Consider the following 24,507-nt stretch of genomic DNA (forward strand, 5'->3'; position numbering starts at 1 on the left):
GCGCTCCAGTTCGTCGGTAAGCTGGGTCTGATGCTTCTTGACGACTTGTGGCTCGAAGGTGCCGGCGCGGTCCCGCGGCGTCTGCAGCTCGAAACTGCCAGCGGGACTTTTCATGGTTTTCGACGTGGTGCCATTCTTGCGGTTGGGGCTGTCCTCGCTGGCGAGGTGCTCCTCCAGCTCCGCCTTCATGGCAGCTTCGGTGAGTTGTTTGATTAGAGGAGTCAGGATGCCGTCTTTGCCACTAAGGTCCTTGCCTTCACGTAGTGCCTTGACAGCGGCTTCCATGTCGAAAGTTGGTTTGGTCATGGGTCATCTCTTTTTTGTTAATGGTAAAGAAATGACACAGAATTCTGAACACTACCACTATTTATAGCGAAGTACTTCTAATATTGGCCGGCGGCTGTTTCTACCGGGGCGGAAGCCAAGTTGTTCTCCTCTCGATATACGCTTCAAAGATATCCCATACGCGCTTGCCCTACCTTTTTCCTTGTGTACTCTGAATAAGGTCATTACAGAAGATACTTTGCGAATGTCGCGCACAGGACACCTCTATTCATGACTCTCGACCAGTTGCTGATCCTAGTCATCCTCGCGGTGACCATTGCGCTGTTTATATGGGGTCCCTGGCGACACGATATGGTGGCATTGGCATCCTTGCTTACCTGTGTATTTACCGGACTGATTCCTCCCGAGAATGCCTTTAGCGGTTTTGGTCATCCGGCGGTAGTCACTGTTGCCTGTGTGTTGATCCTGAGTCGCGGCCTGCAGAATACCGGCGCGATGGATGCCTTGGCTCAGCGTGTAGTGCCGCGTAGCGGCAATATCACCTTGGCCATGCTATTACTTACTGGCCTTGGCGCATTTCTATCGGGTTTTATGAACAATGTGGGTGCATTGGCACTATTGATGCCGGTGGCTGCTGATATGGCAGAAAAGCAAAACCTGCCACCCGGTAAGATTTTGATGCCACTCTCTTTCGCTACCATTCTCGGTGGTATGACCACCCTGATTGGCACACCACCAAATCTGGTGGTATCCGGTTTTCGTGCCAGTGCCGGCGCTGGTAGTTATGGCATGTTTGACTTTACTCCTGTTGGGCTGGCAGTGACCCTGGTGGGGCTGCTGTTTATCGGCTTGATTGGTTGGCGCCTGGTACCCGGACGCGGCCAGACGGGTGCTGCCAGTTTCGATACAGGCACATATCTGACAGAAGCGGTTGTGGGAGAGAAGAGTGCTGCTGCCGGCAAAAGCTTGCGTGAGATTGGTAAATTACTCAGTACTGAGGATGCTCAGGTTGTGGGGATTGTGCATAACGATGCCCGCGTATCTCCAGCCACGCCCTGGCATCGGGCACATATTGGCGACATCCTGGTTATCGAGGCCGAACCGGAATCCCTTGCTGCCAGCCTGTCCAGCCTCGGTTTGAAGATGGTGGGAGAGCCTGAAGGAGAGAGGAAGAAGAAAGGCAAGCGAGATAACCTGGATAACCCTGCAACAGCAAAGAGTAAGGAGAAAGGAGCGGACAAAGAGAGGAACCCTCCTGATCGCGAGGAAGTGCAACTGCGAGAGTTGGTTGTGATGCCCAATTCCATTCTGGTTGGGCGCTCTATCCGGTTTTCACATTTGTCGGCCCGCTATCAGATTCACCTGCTTGCGCTGTCTCGTCGCGGGCGGCGGTCCGTGCGCAGGCTGCGCTCGACCCCACTGTTAGCTGGGGATGCCCTATTGATGATGGGAGCTGATGACAACTTGAACAGTTTTGCCCGTGATCAGGGCTGTGTTCCTTTGGCCCAGCGGCATATCAGTATGCCCAATAAGGAAAAGTCGGCGATCGCATTGATTGGCATGGCTTTGGCTGTGTGCGGTGCTGCGTTTGGGTTGATTCCCGCGGCTATCTCATTTGCGGCCTGTGTATTGGCTTTTATGGCATTGAAAGTGGTGCCACTCCGCAATATCTACGAGGCCCTGGATGGTTCGGTGATAGTGTTGCTGGGCACACTGATCGCTGTGGCAGATGTAATAGAGACCACTGGCGCCGCGGATTTGGTGGCGCAGGTACTATTGGATAACCTGGCTCAGGGAAGTGCGCTTGTGGCGTTGGCGTTGATCCTGATTATTACTATGACATTGTCAGATTTTATGAACAATGTAGCCACCGCAGCAGTGATGTGCTCCATTGCTTTTAGCACCGCCGAGCAATTGGCGGTAAACCCGGACAGTTTCTTGATGGCGGTGGCAATCGGTGCATCCTGTGCCTTTCTGACACCGGTTGGGCACCAGAACAATACCTTGATTCTTGGGCCTGGCGGGTTCGATTTTGGTGATTACTGGCGTATGGGATTGCCCCTGGAGATACTGGTAATCATGGTGAGTATCCCCGTGCTGTTATGGGTCTGGCCCCTCTAAAAGAGGTGTCTTTTGCGGATGCATCAGGCGATGGAATCGTCTACCGGCTGGGCCAGTTCCGCCATAAAGTTACTGCAGAAGCGCAATATGTCGGTCACAGTGACTATGCCTACCAGTTCCCCCTCGCGCATCACTAGGACAGAGCCAATACCTGTGTCGGCCATGGCTAGCAGGATCTTGTCCAGAGGGTCGTGGATATCTGCGATAAAGGGGCGGCGTGCGCACAGGTCGTGTACATAGAGCTGCTGCTCCTCCAGTCGATGCCCCGGGGCGTTGGCACGTTCGATATCCCCCCGGGAGATAACCGTTTCCAGTTCACCCCCGCGTGTCACCGGAAGATGGCGTACAGAGTGTTCCTCCATTACCGCCAGGGCTTCCTCAACGGTGGCATCGATATCGATATGGTAGGGAAAGGGCGTCATCAGTGCCGCCAGGGTGGGCATATGATGGATATTGTGGGGATTGGACATAGCTGGCAATAAGTATCCAATGGTTTTTGGCAATGAACTCCATAGCAATGACCAATATGGTAATTTGCAATTGGTGACTGCAGGTACAATATAGCCAATACGCACGCAGATGAATATCCCTTTGTTGAGGGTAATATCCCCGCCTTTGTTACTTTTTAGTAGCGATATAGACGAAGATTCATATTATATTCAATTGACAGGGTGTAAACAGTTGATATTTGCCGGCGAAAGCTTATTATTCGCGACCTTATCCGAGAAATGTAATCAGTCATTCGGAGATGTTACCGGATTTGGCTGTACTCGGTTGGTTTTTAATAATGTATTTGCCGAATATATCTTGCGTTGGAGTCTACCTGCGTAGCGGTATCTACTTTTGATTTCGGCCAAGTCGTAATATGCCGAATATAACAGTACTTAGCCGCCCCCAATCGGCTAATGCTGTCGACTACAAATTTTTATATTTTGAATACCCGGGATACGACCCTGTGTCGGTTACCGCCACAGTGTTACCTCTGTATTTTTAATAACGTCGTTGAGGTTTATTGAATGTTTCAGGAATACGAACAACTTGAACAACAAATCGCCGAGCACCAGGCGAGAATCGAAGAGCTGCAGGAGCAAATGGCCCAGGCAGAACGCAAAAAGGATGGCGTAATCGCTTTCGATAAGGCGCTGGTTAATCTGGCCGCCGAATATCAGATGGAAGAAGAGGAGTTCTTCGTCGCTCGTGGTCAGCAGGTTGTCGAGTGGCTGATTTCCCAGCTGAATGACGAAGACGCTCCAGACTACGTCCAGACTCTTAAGTCTCGCGTTGCCCGTCATCTGAAGAGGGAAGGGGATTCTCCCCGTCGTGGTCGTCGCGCTGCTACCGTGAGTAAATCTGCGGAACCCAAGCTGGAAACCGGCCACTACCGCAACCCTTACACTGGCGCCACAGTAGAAAAGAAAAAACGCAACCCTAAAGCGCTGAGCCAGTGGATTGATGAGTATGGACTGGATACTGTAAAAGAGTGGAAAATTTAAACTCCTTTTGATCGCCAGTTCGGTGCCGGTTATTCCGGCACCAGATATTTTCCCGCTTCTCCCTCTATTTAGTTTTATTATTTACTGAGCGCATATTCCTGTGTTGTATCGCATACAGGTCAGGTTTACTTGCTCTACCATCTTCTCATAGCGCGATGTCGATTATTTGACAGGGAGTATCTATCCGTGTTTTCCCATAGTAGCGCCCGTATAGCCGGTTTCCTAATTGCATTGCTTGGGATCAGCGCCTGGGCTGATAGTGAAACCACAGCCTCTGAAAGTCAGGTGATTTACTTAGTACGTCACGCGGAAAAGCAGGGTGGTGCAGGGGGTGGTTTGGACCCGCAGCTGAGCCAGGAGGGGCAGCTGCGTGCCAAGCAGCTGGCCCATGTACTCGGCCAAGTTGGCATTGAGGCTGTGTATAGCACTGATTATGCGCGCACCAAAGAAACCGCGACACCTCTGGCCGAGCAACTGAATTTACCGGTACAAACTTATAATCCGCACAAGCTCAAGGAGTTTGCGCAGCAGCTTCATGAAGCAAGTCAGCGCGTACTGGTAGTCGGGCACAGCAATACCACGCCAAAGTTGGTAGCGCTGCTCGGCGGTGATCAGGGTAAGCCGATCAGGGAATCGGATGAATACGACCGCCTGTATATTTTGATTCGCGATCGTGGCGAAGTGACCACTTTATTGCAGCGTTATGGCGCCGACAGCAGGGTAAAAAAAGCTGGGGATTCTGGTCGGGGAAAAGCTATTCATAAAAACTGATTATTCACCCTAACAGTTCCTGCACATAACCGCTGACGACTTCTGAAGCGGGTCCAAAGCGGTGTTCGGCAAAGGCGTCGCCGACACTGCTAGGCTCCAGGTTCAGTTCCACACTATGGGCGCCGGCTTGGTTGGCGCATTCCACAAATCCCGCCGCTGGATAGACATTACCGGAGGTGCCGATGCTGATAAACATGGCGCACTGGCTCAGGGCTTCGTAGATGGTGTCCATTTGCAGGGGCATTTCTCCAAACCAGACCACATGAGGGCGCAAGGTGCCGGCCAGATTACAGCAGTGGCAACGGTCGTTTACCTCCAAGTTAGAATCGATAGAAAACAGCTGGCCACTGGCACTACAGCGCGCTTTCAATAGTTCACCATGCATATGAATCAGCTTGTGGCTGCCGGCGCGTTCATGCAGATCATCAATATTTTGCGTCACCAGCAAAAAGTCTCCGGAGAATTCCCGCTCCAGTGTTGCTAGCGCTCTGTGGGCCGCGTTGGGAATGATGTCTCCCGAAAGTAACTGCCTGCGCCGTTCGTTGTAAAAACGCTGTACCAATTGTGGGTTGTGCACAAAAGCTTCGGGTGTGGCCACCTCCTCAATGCGGTGGTTTTCCCATAGGCCATCGGCACCGCGAAAGGTGCGAATACCGGACTCTGCCGAGATTCCGGCACCGGTCAGTACCACGATACTTTTATATTGCATAGTTACCCAGCTTGACTCGCCAGTGGGCCCTTAATTAAAAGCTCCCTGAATGAGTTGAGAATTTTAGGGGCAATCACCTATAGGTAAAATGCCATTTTATACTCTGGAGGGCACCTCCCTGTGCCGCTCTTGCAGATCGTCCTGGCATCTCTCAATCAGTGCAGTTTAAGCCGGGGACTTATGGCGCGATTGGCCCTGCCGACCAGATATAGCAGCATTGCCTTGGGCCAGCCGTGGACAGCCACCATATGCATGAAGTAGAGGGAGCGGTATGCAATGCCGGCAATACGTCCCTCAATGGTGAGACTGCCCTTTACCAGGGTGCCCATCAGGCTGCCTACCGCAGTGTATTTACTCAGGGACACCAAAGAGCCGCGGTCACGGTAATGGAAGTGATACAGAGACTTGTCTTCTATCAGAGCAATCAAGTTATTCGCTGAAAGAGTGGCCATTTGTTGCGCCGCCTGGGCGCGTGGCGGCACTCGTTGCTCTTGGCTGTCGATACAACTGGCGCAGTCTCCTAAAGCAAAAATATGGGGGTCGCTCTGAGTTTGCAGAGTGGTTGTTACTTCTATCTGGTTTAGGTGATTGGTGGTGAGTCCATCCAGCGTAGAGAGAAAATCCGGGGCCTTTACCCCGGCAGCCCATACGCGAATATTGGCGGGAATTTCTTCGCCGCTACCGGTTGTGAGTCCCGTGGCAGTAGCGCTGGCAATAGGGCAATCGGTAAGCACCCGCACTCCCATTTTGCGCAGTTCACGTTCGGCGTTATTACCGAGCCGTGCTGGCAGTGCCGGTAACAGGTGTGGGCCTGCTTCAATCACTGTAATTTCGATAGCGTCAGATCGAATACGGCCATAATTCCCCATAAATTGACCGGCACCGACTAACTCTGCGGAAAGCTCCACGCCTGTGGCACCGCCACCAACAATGGCAACCTGCATCTTTTTTTCAACTTGGGTTTCAAGGCGCAAGAAGTGGTTGAGTAATTGCTGGTGGAACTTTTGTGCCTGTTCACTGCTATCAAGGAAGACACAGTGTTCACGTATTCCGGGGGTGCGGAAGTCGTTACTCTGGCTGCCTATAGCGAGCACCAAGTAGTCGTACTCCAATTCGCGCGATGGCACTAACTCGTTGTCATTATCATCCAATACGGCGCCGAGTTGCAGTATGCGGCGTTTGCGGTCGATGGATTGCAGTGGGCCCAACTGGAATTCGTAGCCGTTGGCACGCGCGTGAACCTGGTAGTTGAGCGCATCCATGTTGGCGTCGAGTGCTCCCGCCGCGACTTGGTGGAGAAGCGGTTTCCAAATACTGGTGCGATTTTTATCGACCAGAGTGACTTGAACTGAGGGAGATTGACGTCGTTGCCGCAGTCCGCGGGTGAAGCTGAAATAGTGCCCGAGACGCGTTGCCAATTGCAAGCCGCTGGCGCCACCGCCGACAATCACAATTTTTTTCATGGTGAGTGGTCTTCCTGTCGATTGCTAAAAGCCGACTCCCCACTCTGTGAAGACCTAGTTGCCGGAATTCTTGAGTACCGACATTTATTTTGACGTCAGTATCCCCCGCATTGATGGTGATGGCAATTTAAATCTGGCTCTGTGCCATCTCACTGTCGCGACTTATCAGTTGACGCCAGTCCCCCTCCCGGCATAGTTGAACACAGGATTTTGATGTATCTGTTTGGGTAATAGTGCCAATAATCGCGGCTTGACTATAACCGCTTTGCAATAATGCACGCACACAGGCCTCTGCGCGTTCCTCAGGCACTGCGGCGAGTAGTCCTCCACTGGTCTGTGGATCCGTGAGCAGTGCCCATTGTGGTAGGGACTGCCACTCTCGAGGGTTTTCCACTGAGGCGTAAGCGTTGGCGTTCTGAGGGTGCAGGCTGGAAAGCCAGCCTCGCTCGATGCATTTGACGGCTCCCGGGATTAACGGCAACTGCTCGGCGATCAGGGTGGCACCAAGTCTGTCGGCATCAAGCATTTCCAGGAGGTGCCCGAGCAGACCAAAACCTGTGATATCTGTGAGGGCGTGGGCGCCATGTAGTGCGAATACATCTGCCGCATTGGCGTTGCTGAGCAGCATGCTATCCAAGGCCTTCTGTAGCCAGCGGCCCTCGGCCTCACCCATGCCCTCAGCCGCGAGTATGGTCCCTACACCGAGGGGCTTGCTCAGGATTAAGCAGTCACCCACGCGGGCGCCACTTTTTTCCAACAGTTGCTCGTGCTCGGCTAGGCCATTCACGGTGAGCCCCAGCTGCATTTCCGAACCCTCGGAGGTGTGTCCCCCGGATAGTGCACAGCTGTGGCGGTTGAGTTCGTGAATGGCTCCAGCCAGCAGTTGCTCCAAATCGCGTTGGGTGAGCTCCGCTGCTGCGGTGGGCAGGGTTGCCAATATTTGTGCACTCACCGGGCGGGCGTGCATGGCAAACAAGTCAGAGAGTGCGTGCAGGGCGGCGATTCGTCCGAACAGCCATGGATCGGCCACTGGAGAGCGTAGTTGGTCCGAACTCTGTACCAGTAACTGGGGCGCGGGCAGGTTTATCACAGCGGCATCGTCGCCCACTCCGCGCAGCAGATACTCTGATTTTTGTTCAGGCAGCTTATGCAGGGCGCGGCGTAATACCTCTGCACCTACCTTCGCACCACAGCCATTGCAACGCATACCTGATAGTGAGATACCGTCGCGCTGAGTCAATATATCACGGGGCTGAGCTTTGGACATTTCCCCCATGGTTATCGGCAAGTCACTGAAGCGCTGCATAAAGGTGCGATCGATATGATCCTTCCAGCGCCAAAACAGATTTCCCACCAAAGCAGTGCCATTGCGTACTGCGATGGCCCGCTTGCTACCGCAAGAGAGCAGGCTGAGAAAGCTCTTTTGTGGATGGTAACTTCTCAGGGGGTGTCCGCTAAGGGATGCGCGCAGGTTGTGGAAAAGGATTGGTCCCTGGCGCACGGCGTATACACCGGCTTTCGGCAGTGACTCTGTGGAAAAACTGGCGACATCGCCTGTAGCGAAGATCTCCTGCCGACCTTGAGCGCGCAGCTTCCGGTCTACTAGCACAAAACCCTTTTCATCCAGTGCCAGGCGTGAATCTGCCAGCCAGGGTGGTGCGCAGGCATTCGTAGTGAGGAGTACCTGATCGAGCTCCAGCAAGTTGCCGTGTTTGTTATGTACGCCCTGCTCAGTGATTTCTGCAACAGGCCAGTTGCGGTGTAGCTGCACACCGAGCCTGTCCAGTTCGCGCTCTACCAGCTTGCGGGCGAGCAGCGGATAACCCTGGGGTATCTGGTCGGCGGCGTGAATTAAATGTACCTGCACACGCCCGGAATAAATTTGCTCTTCCAACGCATGGGCCATAGCCATGGCCAGTTCACAACCTCCGGCACCACCGCCGACGATACCTAGTTTGAGCGGAGCGCGGGTTTGTTGCACATGTTTCTGCAGTTTCTGCCAGAAACGGTAAAAGTGGCCGATAGGTTTGACTGGAACAGCTAATTCGGATCCTGGCAACTCCCGCGCTGGGGTTGCGCCGACATCCAGTGACAGCAGATCGTACTCCAGCGGAGGGCGCCCCAGTAGTGAAACCTTGCGCGTATCGGGGTCGATATGATGGGCGCAGGCCTGTATAAAGCGCGCTCCAGCTGCGCGACATAGGCGAGTTAAATCGATATGGGTGTCTTCCAGCGAATAGTGGCCCGCTACCATGCCCGGCAGCATACCCGAATAGGCCGTTTGCACTTGCGGGGAAACCAGGGTCAGGCGCGCGCCAGGCAGGGGATTCATGGCCCACATTTGTAGCACAATAGCGTGGGCGTGGCCGCCGCCGATCAGAACAATATCCTGGTAATTAGGGTGCTCCTGCATGTTCTCTCACTGATCACTTGATGGAATGGTCGCTGTGACAATATTAATCTTCGTTAGCCAAAATCTTCCGCCGCGCAAATTCACCTCTGGATAAATAGTAGACAGCGTGGATTGGGGTGAGTCCTATAGCACGACGCCAAGCGCCATTATTGCGAATTGTGGCGCCAGGGTAAAAAAATATATAGGGACTGGTCTTTACTTTATGGGCTTGGCTGTCGTTGCAGCTTGCGCATTATTTATTTTGCGGCGCCATTATTCACAATGCCACCAGAGCCTGCCCGTCATAGAGCCCAATTTAGCCATTTTCTGTGGTGGCTAATCGGCGGGTTTTTGCTATTGGAGGCTTTTTCTCTCGTTGCCTCGGGCTTTGTACGTGACAAAACTGATCAGTGGCTGGCAGAGCGGGGGTTGGATTTTCATGCCGACTACTTTCGGGTGTCTCTGCTGGACTTGCGTGTGGTTATCGTGGGTGCGCGCGCATTTAATCGTGAAGGACGGGGCTTTTCCGCACGCGAAGTGATGCTCGATTACAGTTGGTGGCAACTGCTACGCAGGCGTGCACAAATACCGCGCGCGATGGTAAGCGGCGCCTATATGGATTTGCAATCCACCCCTGGCGAGAGGCACAGAGATTGGGAAGTCGGTGGCTGGGATCTTGGGCAGGGCGAGCGTAAGGATCGCGATTTCCACCTGGGGATTGATTGGGCGCGGATACGAGATAGCGAACTCTGTTATCGCCACCGCCCTATCTGGCAGACCGCAACCTGTGCCTATGTTGGCGACGTACAGGCACAGAATTTTCTTCTGGGGTTATGGCGCAAGGGTGATGTACCCCTCAAGGTGAATATTGCCGCCGCAGAAATTCAATTGCAGGAATTGTTGGCGGGGGGAAAAAACTCAGAGAAATACAATACGACTCTCGCGCGTTTCCACTTGAATGCAGGAGATTTTCACTGGCCCAGCCTGCGTACCGGGGCAGAGTCATTTCAGGCGGAATTTTTTTCCAGTTGTCCGCCTCAGCGGTGGGCCGATGCCATTCACGGATTGCAGATTCTTATCGGGCATTGTGCGGCTGCGCGTCGTCTCCATGCTAAGGGAGATCTGAAGTTTGGCTTTGGCCATGCCGGACTGGCGCAGTGGCACAGTGCTAGTGGTGAAGGAGTATTATTGCGACGTAGCGATCAACGTTGGCAGGATTGGCGTGCGGAAACCATCGCAATTCGCGACTTTGATTTTATCCGCCCGATCAAGCGAATACAGTGGCATCGCGCAGGTGCTACGGTATTCGACTGGTGTCCCAGACATCTGCGTGATGCCAATCACCACTTTTGTGTTCGTGCCACCACCCTGAAACTTCCCGGCCCCACCACTTTCGACTGGAGCCAGCGCCTCAAGATCACTACCGGGTCGAGCCGCGCACATCAGTTGCGTTATTTGGATGTGGCACAACCACATCGACAGCCTTTGACAGCGCAACAGGCGACGCTCGGTCCCCTTGAATTTGATATCACGACACGGATTCTGTCGGTGGGCAGTCTGGCGGTTGGGACCGCCAATGGCTGTGTTCCCGGTGATATGTGGCAGAAGCCGGATCACTGCGTGCGTCTGACAGGTTTGCGTGGTAAAGAAGAAGTCTCCCTGCGCTTTGGTTCTTCAAGGCTGAATATTCCCTGGGGCATTGCTACTGGGTCATTGAACCTTGAGCAGATGCGGCTTGCGGGGCTTGGGGAGGAAGCGTTGCAATTACGAAAATTGAAGTGGGCCAATGTTAATACCCTAGGCTCCGGTACACCACTTTCCATCCAGGACGTCTTCCTGCAGTCGCTTTCCGGTTGCCTGTCTCGTGGGTTGCTGCCCGCTGGATGGCAGCCACTATGTGCGCAGCTGAATAACCTTGAAGGGCGCGGCAATTTTGCCTGGCAGCGAGGCGATAATGGTTATGCCATTTTCGGCAAACTGGGGGTACAGCGACTGATGCTGGGAGAATCAAGTCGGGACAACAAGAAGCTCTTGTTGCAAAAATTAAAAATGGGGGAGGGCTATTTCCGACGAAAACCGGTTGAAGATCCCTGGGCTAGTAGCGTCCTGTCAGCGCATAAGGAAAGGGGGCAGGAAGATTACGGCAAAGAGAAGGGGCGCCTGGAGGACCGTGACTCTGCGGAGGGGCAACAGGGCATGGTAGCCACAATTAATGCCCCTAATTTCAAGTTGCAGAGCAGCACCCTGATGCGCCTGGATGGCTGCCTGCCGCAAAGTTGGGCGAGATTGATTTATCAATCGTCCTCAACGCCACAGGAAATGCCAGCTTGCTTTGACCTGTCCAACCTGCAGCAGGAGCGTCCGCTTGTAATTGCTTGGCAGGGAGGGTTGGATTTCGCCACCGCAGAGCTTTCCATTGGCCGTGCTTCGGCAAAAACCGCACAGGAAAGATCACTATTGGAGCTGAACAGCCTGAATATACCTCTCGCAAGAATACGACATGTACACGCTACCGAATTCCGTACCTATATTGCTTTGCCCAATAGCACACTCAACCGCCTGCATGCCTGTTTGCCAAATACTGAGCAGATGTCTCGTATAAAACTTCAGTGTGTAGATCTGCAAAATTTACAGCTCGGAGGGTATTTTAATCTGGAAGCGAGCCGTGAGCACATGTCGGCCAACCTGGACGACTCTGCTGCTGACAAGGTGCAGTTACTTGGGGCAGGTGATTCTCCATTGGTGGATATACAGGGACTTTCTATACCAGTACTGGAGTTCCGCTGGTCTCAAAGAGATGTCGACGCATCCTCGGTAAAAATGCAAGACTTATCAGCGGAGACATTCTACGCCTGCTTGCCCCAGGGAGGTGATCCGTTCCAAAAATTGCCACGCTGTATCTATAGTCGGGATTTACACTCTGTCGGCGCGAGTGGCTTATCTATTGGGGAAACGGAGTTTACAACTTCTGTGTCCCCGGAGCCATTATGGCAGTTTGCAAATCTCTCTATTGAGCGAATCTCCTTTTCCGCTAGTACGCTCGATCTTTACCACTTGTCTATCGACAATATTCTTGTCTGCGGTTTGAACCGCCTGTTACCACCAGAGGAGGGCCGGATACTGCTGGCAGATTGTATTGAAACTCCTCAGGTAGATTTCAGAGGAAAACCCATTCGAATTGGTTTGAATGGAAGGACGCCTCGTCTGAGTTTGGGTCCGGTACAAACTATGCCTATCGCTTTCTGGCAGAAAGGTAATGACTACTTACAGGCAGGGTTACAGCAAATGAGCTGGCAGCGCCTGAACTGGAATGGGGACGACGAATTTTCTGTTAAGAATTTACGAGTGGAAAACACACGGGTCTGCTTGCCGAACTCAGGCAAAAATGTCACTGTACGGCTACTTGAGAGAGCAAAGCCTGGGGATACACGGCGTTGTTATGGGCTTGACCAGTTATTTATGCCTGGAGCACAGAAAATCTCTCTGGCTAAGCCATTTGCCCTTGAAGGCTCTGTGGAATTAACAGGGCTGTCAATAGTCCGGAAAAATGTTGCTCCTATTAGAATTCCCAGTTTCCAGCTGAATAATATATCCCTGAAGGGCAACTCGCTGATGCAAGTGGGTGAAGTCAGCGGCTGCCTGCCAGCTGGATTGCTAAAAGATCAAGGTATATCGCCTTGCTACCAACTAGGTCAACTCAGCCTGGATAAAGTGACCAGCTTTGAGGCGCCACATGGGCGAGTAGTACAAATTAATAATCTAAGCATCGTGAATATACAAATGCATGAAGCTGGATTTCCACAATCCTTGCCGATCCCGCTATTAAAGACTGCAAGCTTGAATTTACAGGAGATGCATTTTGGAGCGGGCTTTGTAGAGGTAAAGAAATTACACTTGCTGAATATCGCCAGCTGTATACCCAGTGGTTATTTCGATAAAGGTAATCATTGTTTCAAGCTTGGAGAGCTTGACCTGAGTGGAGATTTTACTGGTGGTCATGGTTTGATGCTTTCGTCTTTGAGGGCAAAAAAAATTGACTTACTATCTCCTCGAGGAGAGTTGCTGGTAGAGGGAGAAAGCATTTCCATTTCTCAGTTTTCTATAAGTGAAAGGGAATGGCGTTTTAATTGGGGGGAAGCGGTACACTTTCATTTTTTTAATAGAGACCAGAGTGCTATAGAATACGATCGTCACAGTACTATAGGAGATTTTAGGCTGCTGCATATAGAAGAGCTAAGTTTTAATCGGCGGAGAGATTTACTGGATATCAACTTTATCGACTTCTTGAGGCCGCGATTTATCCTGGTGCGAAATCAACAAGGTAAATTTCCTCTAGCGCAGGAAATTGCCAAGTTGCAGGGGCTTGGAAAGCAAGATCGGATTCGCTTAAAGAGTAAAAGTGGCCCTCCATTTTACTATCACATCAGAGATATTTACTTGCGTCACGGTACCTTTACCTGGGTGGATTACCAGGATGAGTTTCGGGCGCGTTTACCGGTGCGAGATATCAATCTGAATCTCAGTGATATCAGTAATTTGGGTGAGCATCCGCCTGCTGTGATCGTGGCAAGTGGAAGGCCCGGCGGGTTTGGTGAAATTCAGCTGGGGGGAAGCATTGATTACCTGGGCGGACGCCGGTGGAATGCCGACTTAACCGGCTACCTGGAGAACGTAAATCTGATCCCAGCGACACCTTATATGGCCAAACTCCTTGGTTACAAAATCCTACAGGGACAGATGGATGCGGTTTTGAATATCCAAGTGTATGAAAACCAGTTAAATGCTTTTGCAGATGTAAAACTGGAGAAAATAAAAGTTCGTCGTGTGCGCAAAGATGATCAGCTTCCAGTAAAATCCAGAATTATCCCCCTGAATTTGGCTCTGTGGTTGCTAAAAGATGGCCAGGGCAATGTAAAATTTGAAATGCCAGTAACGGGTAATATTCATGATCCCAAATTTTCCCTGGCATTTGTTTTCAGTGAGCTGCTACAAAAAGCAATTATGGACGCGCTTCTCAGCTATTTAACACCCTATGGTATTTATCTGTTGGCGAAGTTAGCCTGGGGCCGTTTTAGGGCCAAAACCTTTGACTCCATTGAATTTGCACCAGGAAGTTCTGAATTAGATTATGTGGCCTTGGGACAGCTACAGCAAATGGTCACCGCACTGCATAAGCACCCGGATGCCCGGCCCGGCGTTTGTGGTATAGCGAATGCCAGGGACTGGAATGCGATGTACCCTAGCTCCACAGTGGGTCTGCGTGGCAGCCGTCGCCTGCTTGCAGATTTCTACCGTCAGCCACCGGTTATGTTGCGAGAGGAATTTGAAAAGCTCGCTCAAGAGCGCAGTAGGAAAGTGGAGCGGTATTTGATCGATGCCGGTATCCCTGCGGCAGAATTGATTCCCTGTGCTCCGGATTATAATGGGCGAGACTTCGGCCAGCCTAGGGTTGAGTTTTCTAACTAATATGAGTTACCCATTTCTACTGTCTTTCCTGGTAATAGCCATTCTGTGCTAAAAATTGACCAGCCTCTACATTACCTTGGTGGGAAAGTGGTTCGATTCCGGCGGCGGATACCAAGCAGTTAATTAGAGAAAAACAGGATACGACAAAGATAACATCTAAAGCGGTCTGCTCTTTCCACCCGCCAACAACAAAACTCTCAATATCGTTTCTTGAAATTGAATGAGCATTGAGAGTAACCTTTTTTGCCAGGCTAAAAATAACTTGCAGCTTTTTTGGAAACTGACTAATTACACCTGATAGTGCCGCCTCTATTAAATCATCCGCCTCTCCGTATGCGCGTGCTACTTCTGCATGGGACAAATAACAGTATCGACATCGATTGATAGATGAGATAAAAACGGCAATTAACTCCCGTTCTCCAGGAGACAGTTCAGAGGGGCCCCTCATCGCAGATTCAAAAGTTCTCAGGATGGATGGTCCAGAGTCATGCAAGTGACCGAATATTTCCTGAGGAGAGGCCTCTGGTCTTAGGAAGGAAAAGTTACTCATATAGCAAGATTTGACTAAGTGTGATTTATCAAAACATTGATAACGATAAGAAGTGATTAATCGGTCAGGTAGGGATTTTCCTGTTTTATATTTAAGATATCGTAATCTTGAAGAAAACTTGTGATTACGACATAGTTAGATCGTAGTTCATACTCACCATTTTCAGGTGGCTTTTTAGCTCAGACGGGCTTGGCTTTCATCAATTTGGGGTACAGATATTCACGGAGTAAACATGAGAACAATAATATTTCTTTCACTGATATTCTCTGGTGCAGTATTTGCGGAGGACCAAAATCAACCCCTTAAGACTATGTCCACTTGTTTGATTATGAATAAATGGGGTTCTTGGGGCATGTGGGAGTTTGAGGTTTATGCCCTGGCCAGGGAGCGGATTTTGATAGGGGATAAGGAGAATCATTTCCTTGTGACCGCCAATGAACCGGGCTATCGTCATGTGATATCCGATGAGATTTTTGCGACTTATCCACAGGCAGTCACTTTGCAAGATCTAGGACGTCATTGTAAAGAGAACTGCCCCGTAAACCATACCAAACGGATAAATTGGTTTAAGCGACGCTGCAAGGGCTATGAAGCTTAGATGGGTGTTAGTGGAGAGCGTATGGCTAGAGTTTATATGAAGATGGTGATGTTACCATTGAAGCGTAATTGAGGTTACTATAAGCACTTCTAAAAGTGCCGTCCTAGTAAGGGGGCACTGGCTTGGCCGCAAAGTTACTGCTCGTATACTCTCAAGGAGTTTACTGAACAAAGTAACAGTTTGCTGATGCTAAGTAGCTTTATAATCAAGTGGTAACAAGGAGCGGCAGGTCGCCATGACAGAAACACAAATCGTAGAAATTTTTCTGGCCAATCAATGGTGGTCTATCATAGCGCTGGTAGTGTGTGTGATCGGCGTTACTCTATGCTGGTTTGGAGGACTTATGGCCGCTCTCACGGCCCTGGGGAATAAGCGCTGGATCTGGGGGGTAGTGACAATATTTCTCGGCCCGATTACCGGCATTCCCTATGCGTTGCGTTACAAAGAGGCAGAATATGCGCGCTCTCTGATGCTGCGGGGTGTTTGGGTATTAATAGTTGGCCTTATTATTGCTGCACTGATTTTATTTTTAGGCCGTCCGTAAAAAAATTAGCGATGGCCTTGAAAGCGCTGGCTGTAGGCCGGCGTTATTCAGATAGCTATTCTATTATTGCGTCTTTATGAACCATTAATATTCTCGGTTTCAGGTTGGATAGATCCTTTTAAATCAGGGAGATTTACTTTCCAGCAGCCTATCAACACATAACCGTTCACGCTGATCAAACAATTGTTTTGAACACTGTGCAACAGCCAAGAAAGTGCCAAATCCCGTGCCCGCAGTAATCGTAAACATAATTAAAATCTGATATTTAACCGCGACTGTAGGGGATGTCCCTGCAAGTATTTGTCCTGTCATCATACCAGGTAGAAATACAATCCCAGCTGCGGCCATCGAATTGATCGTTGGCATTAAACCCGCGCGCATTGCATCCCGACGAAATTCGATACTGGCTTGTCGCCAGGTTTCGCCGAGCATCAAGCGGTTTTCAATAATATCCCGCGAACGCCGCATGCTTTCCGTCAGGCGGTCAAGGCCCAGGGCAACGCCGGTCATGGTATTTCCTAGGAGCATTCCCAGTAGCGGGATAGAGTATTGAGGCTGGTACCAGGGTTGTGGGCCAATTAGCACCACCAGGCTCAATATTGTGATACTAAACGCGGAAACCAGCATGGATAAAGTGCCGATCGCAAAACTCCAGCCACCGCGTAGACGATATTTTTGTCGGGATACCACTTGCTGCCCAGCAAACAACAGCATTGCCAGGGCCAGTAGGCTAACCCAGAGCAGTGTGCCAACTGCGAACAGGGTTTCCAGTACAAGCCCTACCAGCGTTAGCTGAATAGTTGTACGCATGGCGGCAATAATTAGCGACTTGCTCAGTTGTAACCGGGCAATATGGGTGCAGACAGCCAGGGCCAACACCAGCCCCGCCGCCAATGATAATTGCCACCAGGATAGGTCGATCACACTCATAGATGGATCTCTTGTTCTTCCAATTGGCTGTCAACAATGGCTAGGTGCAGGTGTGCAACCCGTTGAATTTGCATGTAGCTGTGAGCTACCCAAATAGTTGGGAGCTGATACTTTTTAATAAGCCCGGTCAACCACAGCTCTACCATTTGAGTGGAATCGGCATCTAAATTGGCCGTAGGTTCGTCCAGAAGAAGTACCTGAGGTTTGTAGGACACTGCTCGAATAAGGGCTAACCGCTGCTTTTCCCCGGAGGAGAGCCGATTTACCTGCCACCTTGCTGCGTCTTCAGGAAAGCCGAGTGCTTTAAGGGCAGCGGGCATAGGTGTAAGGAAGTGCTCACCGACAGTATCTTCCCACCAGGCACTCTGCGCAGGAATCATCATTACTTGGCGTCGCCACTTATGTGCTGGATAAGTGCCTTGGGGTTTATTACCCAAGAATATATCACCTGTGTGAGATTCCAGGTCCGCTATGGCTCTAAGTAAGCGGCTTTTACCTGAGCCAGATGGACCGGATATGCAGGTAATCCGGCCTGATTGCAGGGTAAAATTCGTTTTCCTCAAGGTGCCTATGGAAAGATCTTTGATTTTGAGAGCTGGCATGAATGGCCCTGCATTTATAAAGTGCCGTTAATTATCCTCGGAACGGTTAGCTACGTGAAGTGCACGTAATTCTAGCGAAAATTTATTATCGTTACGTAGAGAGTTAATCGTTGGTATCCACTTGGTTCTATCGTTCATAGCATACTGCTGGGTCAGAAGGAAAGAATACACTGCACTCGAGACTCGCTGTGAATACATCCCTGTAAGCTCGTAATCGGCATCCATGCCTCTTACGGTCCCGAGCACAATGTATTCTTTTCCTCCCTCTTTTTAGTATTAATTTAAGAAACTATATTTTTTACATGTTACAAGATGGCGAGATGAGGTGTGATTCATTCCAGGTGCCGATTTTTATTTTTACCATATTTCAAAGTCTCTACTGGTAGGTGGTTTCTAAATTTCTGTGTATGGAAATATAAATGTTAAAATGTAGAGAGTATTCAAACCGTTTTAGGCCTAAGTCTTCAGCGACTCGATGATCGTCTGCAAACAATCGAGTTGGAAGTGGAGAGTTTAGCACTGGATGCTGGCGTTACTGATGGTTTTGAGCAAATTGTTCTGGACAATCGCTCGCAAAAGAACTCACTTGACCAACAGATTAATCGCATTCGCCAGAAGTAAGAAGCATTTAATTCCCGTAAATTTTATTCGAGTTTCTAACTACAGCTGCACAGGATTATATGAATGGCAGCTGGGATGCTATTGATGAACTCTCTGGTCGTTTGGCTGCAATTAACAGCAGCATTGATGAGCTGGGTGACTTCATCCAGCTGGATGCTGTGAATATTGTAATTGTAGCTGAACACCGCGCGTACCTATACGACAGCAGTAGTAAAATTTTAGAGGCAGGCAGTCGTCATCGTCTGGAAAGCTTATGGCTTGAAGTAAGTGCCCTTATTTTGGAGCTAGCCCAGGGTGAAGCGGCACTGGTGCAGGAAGCTAGACGCCAGCTTATTATTTTGAACCAGGCTAATCACTTGCTCGCTGTTGCAACCAGTGATACTCCTGCTGTGGCTCAGCGTTATTTTGCAGATCTGATTTATTCACGTCGAATCATGGGGTCGGCCCTGAGGGCGAGCAATTTCTTCGGTTTGGCGAAAAAATGGCTTTCTATACAGTTGAGGCTTTGGAATACAAATGGCAAAGCCCTTTTGTTATCCGTGAATTGAACATCAGTAAAGAGTCTGTATTCCATCTGCGCAATGCTGGGGATATGTGGGTCCTTTACGGAAAAATGATGGATTTTGATTGGCCTGGTGTAGCCACTTCTCATCAAGGGACTGATATCTTTTCAATCAAGGAAGACGTATTCGGATACAAGGATAATATTTACGGCATTAAACAAACCTACTTGCACCCAGATCCTAATCAACAAAATGGCCCCCGCTTAAGTGCCCAGGAAGCCCTCCAAGAGAAATTGAAATTACTGGCAAGGACTTTCGGCTATGAAACCTGGTTAACGATTGAGTTTAGTACGGTTAAGGAGACAGTTAGAAGCGATCTCTTTACTGGGCCGATTATTAGTGAAGCGGGCGGACCGAGCTGTATAGCCGCTGGTGGTGCCTACGGTGATAAGATTGAAACAGTAGGACTTAATATCCCTATCCTCTACAGCACCAGTGGCGAAGTTCAAACCCCGGCTTATCTTACCTATGGCGGTGCCAGTGTTGTGCGGGATTCTCTCCCGGGCAATGAAATCATCACTGATGAAGGCACTGCTGGGGTTGAGGGAGAGTTTAACACTTATAGCGCGTTGTTCTGGGATGCTGCGGGACTTTCCCAGCTGGCCGCTGTCAGCAATAGTTATCGCGTGCCTATGAGTGCAGCTTTGGATTTATTTGGTACGGGTCAAGGTTCTATAAATTCGGTTACCCAGAGTTTCAAAGAACGCAGCGTTGCCGCAACAGGTTGGCGTTTGTCTTTCTTATTGGAGGATTACCTGGGGCCGGTAGTGGATGTTGAAGCAATTAGGGATGTGGAGCTGATTTTTGGGCATCGCTTTAAGTCCAGCAATTACTCCACTTGTACTGGCGGTGGCCCCTCTGGCCCTCTGTAAAAATTGTATTGTTTGAGTTAATACAAGGATACGAAAAGGGATTGCGCAATTGCCGCAATCTCTTTTTTACTTAAATCGCTGGGCTCCCAACAGAGAATCGGGGCCAGCAAAGAGCCTTTCACTAACTTATATCAATAAGTGGAACAGCTGAGAAGTGTCATTTTGCACTGATCTAAAGCACCCTAACTGTGCAGTGTGCACCAATCACCTTTGTCAGATAGCGCTTCATTATCAGCTCCCTTTGAACCTCCCGCCCCAGTCCGCCATAATCCGCTCCTTCCGAATCGAATAACGAGTGCTGTATGACCGACACCTCTGTCTATGAGGCCACAGAGCGCCTGCCGTTAAAGGAGTACACCGAAAAGGCGTACCTGGATTACTCCATGTATGTGATCCTGGATCGCGCCCTGCCGAATATCGGTGACGGCCTGAAGCCGGTGCAGCGGCGTATCGTCTACGCCATGAGCGAGCTGGGCCTGAAGAATACTGCCAAGTACAAGAAGTCCGCGCGCACCGTCGGTGATGTGATCGGTAAATATCACCCCCATGGGGACAGCGCCGTGTATGAGGCGATGGTATTGATGGCACAGCCATTCAGCTATCGCTACCCGCTGATTGATGGCCAGGGTAACTGGGGCTCGCCGGATGATCCCAAGTCTTTCGCTGCCATGCGTTACACCGAGTCGCGCATGGGTAAATATTCGGAAGTACTACTGTCGGAACTGGGCCAGGGCACTGTCGATTGGCAGCCGAACTTTGACGGCACCATGGATGAACCCTGCGTACTGCCGGCGCGGGTGCCCAATATCCTTTTGAACGGTACCACCGGTATTGCGGTGGGAATGGCCACGGATATTCCGCCGCACAATTTGTGCGAAGTGGTTAACGCCACAGTGGCCCTGCTGGAGAACCCCAAGGCCACTGTGGAAGACCTGTGTGAACATATCCTCGGCCCGGATATGCCCACGGAAGCAGAGATTATTACACCGCGGGAGGATATCCGTAAGATCTATACCACTGGCCGTGGCTCTATCAAAATGCGTGCCCTGTGGGGTAAAGAAGACGGTGATATCGTGATTACCGCACTGCCACATCAGGTGAGTGGCGCCAAGGTACTGGAGCAGATTGCCCAGCAAATGCAGGCCAAGAAGCTGCCGATGATTGCCGATCTGCGCGATGAATCGGATCACGAAAACCCCACGCGCTTGGTAGTTGTGCCCAAATCCAACCGGGTTGAAGTGGAGGCGGTGATGAATCACCTGTTCGCCACTACCGACCTGGAGCGTAATTATCGCGTCAATATGAATATGATCGGTATCGATGGCCGCCCCCAGGTGAAGGCCCTCGATAAGATCCTGCGGGAGTGGCTGACGTTCCGCGCCACCACCACCCGCCGCCGTTTGCAGTTCCAGCTGGATAAAGTAGAGAAACGCCTTCACTTACTTGCTGGCCAGTTGATCGCTTTTCTCAATATTGATGAAGTGATTGAGATTATCCGCACCAGCGACGAGCCCAAGCAGGAGCTGATGGAGAGCTTTGAACTCACTGAGGTGCAGGCGGATTATATTCTCGATACCAAGTTGCGCCAGTTGGCGCGCCTGGAAGAGATGAAGATTCGTAGTGAGTTGGAAGAAAAGGAGAAGGAGCGCGACACCCTTACCAAGATTCTTGGGAGTGAGCGTCGCCTCAAGACCCTGATCAAAAAAGAGCTGCTGGCCGCCGCCAAGGAATTTGGTGATGAGCGCCGCTCTCCGATTGTGGCCCGCGAGGAAGCCAAGGCCTTTAGCGAATCCGAGCTGCTGTCTTCCGACCCCATTACCGTGGTGGTATCGCAGAAAGGCTGGATACGTTCGGCCAAGGGGCATGAGATCGACCCCGCCGCACTTAGCTTTAAGGCCGGCGATGGCCTTGGACTTTTTGCGCGGGGTAAGAGTAACCAGCCCGCCCTGTTAATGGATAGCACCGGTCGCAGCTACTCGATTCCCACTCATACACTGCCTTCGGCGCGGGGGCAGGGCGAGCCGCTCAGTGGTCGTATTAATCCGCCCTCCGGTGCCACTTTTGAAGGGTTGCTGATGGGCCCGGATGACCAGCGCATACTGTTGGCTTCTGATGCGGGTTATGGCTTTATCGCCAAGCTCTCGGATTTACAGTCCCGTAACAAGGCGGGTAAAGCAATGTTGAACCTGCCCAAGGGAGCCCAGGTATTATCGCCTCAGGTGCTGGAAAATCCCGAGGAGGCGTTGTTGGCGGCCGTAACTTCGGAAGGGCGCATGCTGGTGTTCCCGGTTACTGAATTGCCGGAACTGTCCAAGGGCAAGGGCAACAAGATCATCAATATTACCTCAGCACGCGCTGCCAGCCGCGAGGAGGTGGTGGTGGGTATTGCGGTACTTGAGGGCAAGAACCAATTGGTTGTCCACGCCGGCAAGCGTCATACCAAGATCAAGATCTCGGAAATGGAACACTACCGTGGAGAGCGTGGTCGCCGCGGAAACAAGCTGCCACGAGGCTTCCAAAAGGTCGACCGGATTGAAATTCTGGAAAAATAAACCGTAATTCGAGGCTATGGCAAAAGGCGGTCACTGCGACCGCCTTTTTATCTTGTGGCTTTCTGCATTGATCAGTGGCGCATTGATGAAATAATAAGCAGGCTTATAATAAGTGCCCTCAAAAAGGGGGGGACCCATGTCAGGGAAAGGTATGCAGGGTGATGCTGGAACCGAGATGAGCCTGGAGCTGCACAGCGTGGCACGTCTGCTGAGGCGTAATTTTGACCGCCGCGCCAGGGACCATGGCCTCAGCGGCTCCCGCTGGCAGGTGCTTTGGTATTTGTTGCGGCAACAGGGGCAGAAACAGTCGGAACTGGCGGAACGCCTGGATATGGCACCGATCAGCCTGGCGCGTCAGCTCGATAACTTGCAGCGGGAGGGGTTGGTGGAGCGGCGTCCGGACCCGCAGGATAGACGCTGCTTCCGTATCTACCTGACCGGACAGGCAGAACCGGCCCTAGCGCTGCTGGGAAACCTGGCGGAGGAGACTCGCTCCCAAGCACTGGATGGCTTCTCCCCGAGGGAGATAAGACAACTGCAGATGCTACTAGAGCGGCTGCGCAAAAACCTGACACGTGAAGAGATTGAATGTGACTGACAAGCTGCAGATAAAGCTAGACCGCATCGTAATGCGCAGGCTGGGCCTTGCCATTGGCTTGGTGCTTGCCACGCTAGCGGTTGGCTGGAACCTGCTTGGTAGTAGCGATGTTGTCGAGACAGAGAACGCCTTCGTAAAGGCGGATAAAGTCTCGCTGGCACCAGAGGTAAACGGAGTGGTCACCAAGGTACTGGTGAATGCTAACCAGGTGGTACACAAGGGCCAACTGTTGATCCAGATTGACCGTACCGCCTTTGAGCTGGCTGTGAATGAAGCAGAGGCGCGCTTGGCCCAGGTGCGCAATGACCTGTTGGCGCGCCGCGCGGAATATGCGGAAGCCGATGCCGCGCTGCAACAGGCGCGCAAAGATGCAGAGTTTTACCGGCGCCAGCTGGAGCGCAATGAAAAGTTGGCTAAGGTGGCCTTTTCTGAGTCGGAACTGGACAGTGCGCGCCAGCAGTTGGATCGGGCTAGGGCACAGATCACCATTAACGCAGAGAAGCTGTCCAGCTTGCGTGCTGAGCTGGGGGGCGATCCGAGTGTAGCCCTGGAGGAGCAGGCGGATCTGAAGGTGGCTCAGGCGCAGCTCGATAAGGCCAGCTACCAGCTGTCGCGCACCCGTATAATCGCACCAGTGGATGGCATCATAGCCAACACCGTGCCTCAAGTGGGAGAGATGGCGACTGCCGGCAGCAACCTGCTGAATATGATTGATTCCAGCGGCCTCTGGGTGGAGGCAAATCTTAAAGAAACCGAGTTGGCTCAGGTACGCACTGGTCAGCAGGCCGAAGTTACCCTGGATGCCTACCCGGATTTCGAGTGGCAGGCGCAGGTGGACAGTATGAGTCCTGCCAGTGGTAGCGAATTTGCGCCGACACCACCGCAGAATGCCAATGGTAACTGGAAGAAAGTGGTGCAGCGTGTGCCGGTGCGGCTGCGTCTCTATCCCCTTAAGGATTCGCCGCCCTTGCGAGCGGGTATGAGCGCCAAGGTGCGTATCGATACCAGCGAGGATGCCAAAGTGGTCTCGGCCCGCGCTTCTACTGAAGAGAGTGGCCGGGTGGTTCTGTAAGTATCTCTAGGCTCTGGTACTGACAGAGAGTGGCATGGAGATTCAGCCGTCACCGATAAGCCGGTTTCGAAGTCCAGCTGTGTGAAATTAGCATAGAGCGCTGAAGATCCTCGCATCGCCAAACTAGTGGATTCACGCTTGCCAGGCGAGACAATACAAGACACCAGCAAAGGTGTTTATCTACCCAGGAAAAGGGCTATACCCCTGTGACTGATCCGTGTTTGACAGATATGAGGAAGGCAGGGCAAGTAAAAGCGCTGAAAATTAACTGGGGCAATAAAAAAGCCCGCCTATCAAGGAGGGCC

Annotated in this window: 19 protein-coding genes; 11 read left to right on the forward strand and 8 right to left on the reverse strand. The window is 51.4% G+C overall.

What is annotated here, in order from left to right:
• A partial coding sequence (locus ACCI49_RS11355; protein WP_371839078.1) for a transposase occupies positions 1-306 on the reverse strand: 306 nt, incomplete at its 3' end.
• 249 nt (positions 307-555) lie between these two features.
• On the opposite strand from ACCI49_RS11355, the gene ACCI49_RS11360 reads away from it, so the two are divergent.
• Entirely contained in the window at positions 556-2,406 is a 1,851-nt protein-coding gene (locus tag ACCI49_RS11360) for an SLC13 family permease (RefSeq protein WP_371839079.1), read from the forward strand.
• Positions 2,407-2,429: 23 nt separating this feature from the next.
• Here the strand turns inward: ACCI49_RS11360 and ACCI49_RS11365 are convergent, their stop codons facing one another.
• Positions 2,430-2,876 carry a CBS domain-containing protein gene (locus ACCI49_RS11365; RefSeq protein ID WP_371839080.1) on the reverse strand — a complete coding sequence of 149 codons (447 nt, stop codon included), beginning with the start codon at positions 2,874-2,876 and terminating at the stop codon, positions 2,430-2,432.
• 546 nt (positions 2,877-3,422) lie between these two features.
• Between ACCI49_RS11365 and ACCI49_RS11370 the strand changes: the two genes are divergently transcribed.
• Together ACCI49_RS11370 and ACCI49_RS11375 are read left to right on the forward strand one after the other, a co-directional pair.
• A complete protein-coding gene (locus ACCI49_RS11370) occupies positions 3,423-3,899 on the forward strand; it encodes a hypothetical protein (protein ID WP_371839081.1) in 477 nt (158 codons plus the stop codon).
• Positions 3,900-4,085: 186 nt separating this feature from the next.
• Positions 4,086-4,670, forward strand: coding sequence for a SixA phosphatase family protein (locus ACCI49_RS11375; protein ID WP_371839082.1), 585 nt, complete (start codon positions 4,086-4,088; stop codon positions 4,668-4,670).
• Between the two features lie 4 nt (positions 4,671-4,674).
• On the opposite strand, the gene cobB is transcribed toward ACCI49_RS11375, so the two are convergent.
• The 3 genes from cobB to selD all read right to left on the reverse strand — a co-directional run bounded on the left by cobB (position 4,675) and on the right by selD (position 9,255).
• On the reverse strand, positions 4,675-5,379 hold the full coding sequence (cobB, locus tag ACCI49_RS11380; protein ID WP_371839083.1) for a Sir2 family NAD+-dependent deacetylase: 705 nt from the start codon (positions 5,377-5,379) through the stop codon (positions 4,675-4,677).
• A 155-nt stretch (positions 5,380-5,534) separates the two neighbouring features.
• The gene (locus tag ACCI49_RS11385) at positions 5,535-6,842 is read right to left on the reverse strand and encodes an NAD(P)/FAD-dependent oxidoreductase (protein WP_371839084.1); all 1,308 of its coding nucleotides are present in this window, start codon (positions 6,840-6,842) and stop codon (positions 5,535-5,537) included.
• Positions 6,843-6,969: 127 nt separating this feature from the next.
• A complete protein-coding gene (gene selD / locus ACCI49_RS11390; protein ID WP_371839085.1) occupies positions 6,970-9,255 on the reverse strand; it encodes a selenide, water dikinase SelD in 2,286 nt (761 codons plus the stop codon).
• A 330-nt stretch (positions 9,256-9,585) separates the two neighbouring features.
• Here selD and ACCI49_RS11395 point away from each other — a divergent pair, with 330 nt between their 5' ends.
• Positions 9,586-14,700: a DUF748 domain-containing protein gene (locus ACCI49_RS11395; protein ID WP_371839086.1), complete on the forward strand. Its 5,115-nt coding sequence runs from the start codon at positions 9,586-9,588 to the stop codon at positions 14,698-14,700.
• Between the two features lie 16 nt (positions 14,701-14,716).
• Here the strand turns inward: ACCI49_RS11395 and ACCI49_RS11400 are convergent, their stop codons facing one another.
• Positions 14,717-15,250, reverse strand: a complete 534-nt coding sequence (locus ACCI49_RS11400) for a carboxymuconolactone decarboxylase family protein (protein ID WP_371839087.1) — start codon at positions 15,248-15,250, stop codon at positions 14,717-14,719.
• 232 nt (positions 15,251-15,482) lie between these two features.
• Between ACCI49_RS11400 and ACCI49_RS11405 the strand changes: the two genes are divergently transcribed.
• A complete protein-coding gene (locus ACCI49_RS11405) occupies positions 15,483-15,848 on the forward strand; it encodes a hypothetical protein (protein ID WP_371839088.1) in 366 nt (121 codons plus the stop codon).
• A gap of 235 nt (positions 15,849-16,083) precedes the next feature.
• Positions 16,084-16,392: a hypothetical protein gene (locus tag ACCI49_RS11410; protein WP_371839089.1), complete on the forward strand. Its 309-nt coding sequence runs from the start codon at positions 16,084-16,086 to the stop codon at positions 16,390-16,392.
• A gap of 123 nt (positions 16,393-16,515) precedes the next feature.
• Here the strand turns inward: ACCI49_RS11410 and ACCI49_RS11415 are convergent, their stop codons facing one another.
• Positions 16,516-17,322, reverse strand: a complete 807-nt coding sequence (locus ACCI49_RS11415; RefSeq protein ID WP_371839090.1) for an ABC transporter permease — start codon at positions 17,320-17,322, stop codon at positions 16,516-16,518.
• A complete protein-coding gene (locus ACCI49_RS11420; protein ID WP_371839091.1) occupies positions 17,319-17,924 on the reverse strand; it encodes an ABC transporter ATP-binding protein in 606 nt (201 codons plus the stop codon). The genes ACCI49_RS11415 and ACCI49_RS11420 overlap by 4 nt, the downstream gene beginning before the upstream one ends.
• A gap of 680 nt (positions 17,925-18,604) precedes the next feature.
• Between ACCI49_RS11420 and ACCI49_RS11425 the strand changes: the two genes are divergently transcribed.
• From ACCI49_RS11425 to ACCI49_RS11445, 5 genes are all read left to right on the forward strand, one after another.
• Positions 18,605-19,093: a hypothetical protein gene (locus ACCI49_RS11425; RefSeq protein ID WP_371839092.1), complete on the forward strand. Its 489-nt coding sequence runs from the start codon at positions 18,605-18,607 to the stop codon at positions 19,091-19,093.
• Positions 19,027-19,980, forward strand: coding sequence for a hypothetical protein (locus ACCI49_RS11430; RefSeq protein ID WP_371839093.1), 954 nt, complete (start codon positions 19,027-19,029; stop codon positions 19,978-19,980). The genes ACCI49_RS11425 and ACCI49_RS11430 overlap by 67 nt, the downstream gene beginning before the upstream one ends.
• 302 nt (positions 19,981-20,282) lie before the next feature.
• Entirely contained in the window at positions 20,283-22,532 is a 2,250-nt protein-coding gene (gene parC / locus ACCI49_RS11435) for a DNA topoisomerase IV subunit A (protein WP_371839094.1), read from the forward strand.
• 136 nt (positions 22,533-22,668) lie between these two features.
• A complete protein-coding gene (locus tag ACCI49_RS11440) occupies positions 22,669-23,130 on the forward strand; it encodes a MarR family winged helix-turn-helix transcriptional regulator (protein WP_371839096.1) in 462 nt (153 codons plus the stop codon).
• Positions 23,123-24,202 carry an HlyD family secretion protein gene (locus ACCI49_RS11445; protein WP_371839097.1) on the forward strand — a complete coding sequence of 360 codons (1,080 nt, stop codon included), beginning with the start codon at positions 23,123-23,125 and terminating at the stop codon, positions 24,200-24,202. The genes ACCI49_RS11440 and ACCI49_RS11445 overlap by 8 nt, the downstream gene beginning before the upstream one ends.
• Positions 24,203-24,507 lie beyond the last annotated feature (305 nt).

The sequence above is a fragment of the Microbulbifer epialgicus genome, from assembly GCF_041447265.1.
Lineage (GTDB): Bacteria > Pseudomonadota > Gammaproteobacteria > Pseudomonadales > Cellvibrionaceae > Microbulbifer > Microbulbifer epialgicus.